This is a genomic window from Rubrivirga sp. (assembly GCF_049648075.1).
In the GTDB taxonomy this organism is placed as follows: Bacteria; Bacteroidota; Rhodothermia; order Rhodothermales; family Rubricoccaceae; genus Rubrivirga.
Genome location: NZ_JBARYR010000620.1, coordinates 1 through 1,967, shown reverse-complemented (window position 1 = coordinate 1,967; position 1,967 = coordinate 1). Strand labels below are relative to the sequence as shown.

Here is a 1,967-nt window from a genome sequence, read left to right as displayed (position 1 = left end):
ATCAAAGACGTTGGCAGTCGGCTGCGACCACGCCGGGTTCGATTTCAAAGACGCGCTCGCCGAGCACGCCCGGTCTCTCGGCTGGACCGTCACCGACTTGGGCACGACCTCGACGGAGAGCGTCGACTACCCCGACTTCGCGTACGCCGTCGCCCGGTCCGTCCACCTCGGCCGCGTCGAGGTCGGTCTGATGATCGACGGCGTCGGCGTGGGCTCGGCGATGGTGGCGAACAAGGTGCCCGGCGTTCGCGCGGCGCCCTGCCCCAACACGTTCGCCGCGTTCAACGCGCGCGCCCACAACGACGCCAACGTGCTCACGCTCGGCAGCCGAACGATGGGCATCGAAGTCTGCAAGCGCGTCTTGGAGGAGTTCTTGGCGACCGACTTCGAGGGCGGGCGCCACGCGCGCCGCGTCGACAAGATCACGGACGTCGAGGCCCGGTTCCTGCCGGGCGCGGCCGGCGCCGCGTGAGGCCCAACGCCATCCCAGTCCGTTCCGTCGGCTCTCGAGCCGTACTCGGGAAGCGCGACCTCGAGGCCGCGTTCGGGCGGGGCGCGACACTGCGACCGTCGGCCACCGTCGAGGTCGTCCGCTTGGGCCAGGTCTTGGCCCGCGTGCCCATCGAGGCCGGCGACCAAACGAGGCTCGTCCTCGATGCGACGGACGCACTCGAACATGCGGACGGCCTGTCACTGCGAGGCCCCGTCGGGGCCGTGTCCGGCCCCGAGGTCGAGCGCGTGTGCTCGCGGCTCGTGATCCAGAGTGGATTGCGCCGAGCATGGGGCGTAGGCGACCGGGCTACGCTCGGGCTGGGCTCCGTGGCTGCCGCGGTCACGGTCGAGGTCGGCCCCGCCCTCGAGGCCGAGATCGATCGCGCGCTGTGGCTCGGCGCTGGGCGTCCCGAGACCGCGCGCTGGCTACCGGGCCTCGTCCTCGAGATCGCGGTCCCCGACGAGCCCGTCGAGGACGGGCGGATTGACCGGCGCGTGATCACGGAGAACGACGTCCGGCAGGCGCGCCGCAGGCGGGTCACGATCCGAGTTCGGCCCGGTCAGATCGTGACACCGGCCGCTCGGTCACTCGGGCAAGAGTGGGGTGTCTTTGAGAGCCGCGAGGCCGGCGAAGACAGCGCGGTGTAGTCGCCCTCGAGGGCGGGCGTCGCCCACCCCTCAGGCCATCCCCGTCCTCGAGGGCGTCATCCTCACTTCACAGTCGGGTATCTTTCCAGCCGCTTCGCCCCGCAACGCATGACCTTCCGAGCCACTCTCGCCGCCGTTGCGGCTCTCCTGGCCTTCGGCCCCGCCCACGCCCAGGGCGTCCGCGCGGACACCCCGCTGCGGCCCGTCACCAACGTCGTGGCGATTACGGACGCCAGAGTCGTTGTGGCACCGGGGCGCGTCTTGGAGCGCGCGACCGTCCTCATCCGCGACGGACGCATCGAGTCGGTCGGCGAGGGTGCGGTGCTCCCCTTCGACGCCGACGTCATCGAGGGCGACTCGCTCACGGTCTACGCCGGCTTCGTCGACGCGTTCGCCACAGCGGGTGTCGCCAAGGCGGAGAACGAGGACGACTACGAGGGGGACCGGGGCGACCCGCCTCGCGAGTTGGCCGGCATCGTGCCCGACCGCGACGTCCGCGAGATGTTCGACGCGACGGACGGTCGGATCAAGCAGCTCCGAGACGCTGGCTTCACGGCCGCCCACGTCGCCCCCCGGGAAGGCTTGCTCTCGGGCCAGGGTGCCGTCGTGCTGCTCCGCGAGCTCGGACGTGGCAACGCCGGTCGCGGCGAGGCGCCCGAAGCGCTCGTCTTGACCGACCCCATGAGCTTGGTCGCCCGCATCGACCCCGCGAGCGGCGTCTACCCGGCCACGCCTATGGGCGTTCTCAGCGTGATGCGCCAGACGGTCGAGAACGCCCGCCGCCGCGGCGACGCCCGGCAAGCCTTCGATGACGCACGTGCCGGCGC

At 71.6% G+C, this 1,967-nt stretch carries 2 protein-coding genes and 1 pseudogene; all 3 read left to right on the top strand.

The window, feature by feature from the left end; translation table 11 throughout:
- On the top strand, positions 1–472 hold a 472-nt coding region (gene rpiB / locus WBA11_RS16955; RefSeq protein WP_424521825.1), incomplete at its 5' end, for a ribose 5-phosphate isomerase B.
- Complete coding sequence (locus WBA11_RS16950) at positions 469–1,140, top strand: hypothetical protein (RefSeq protein WP_424521824.1); 672 nt, start codon at positions 469–471, stop codon at positions 1,138–1,140. The genes rpiB and WBA11_RS16950, both read left to right, overlap by 4 nt.
- A 108-nt stretch (positions 1,141–1,248) precedes the next feature.
- Positions 1,249–1,967, top strand: a pseudogene (locus WBA11_RS16945) (hypothetical protein); the annotation flags it as partial.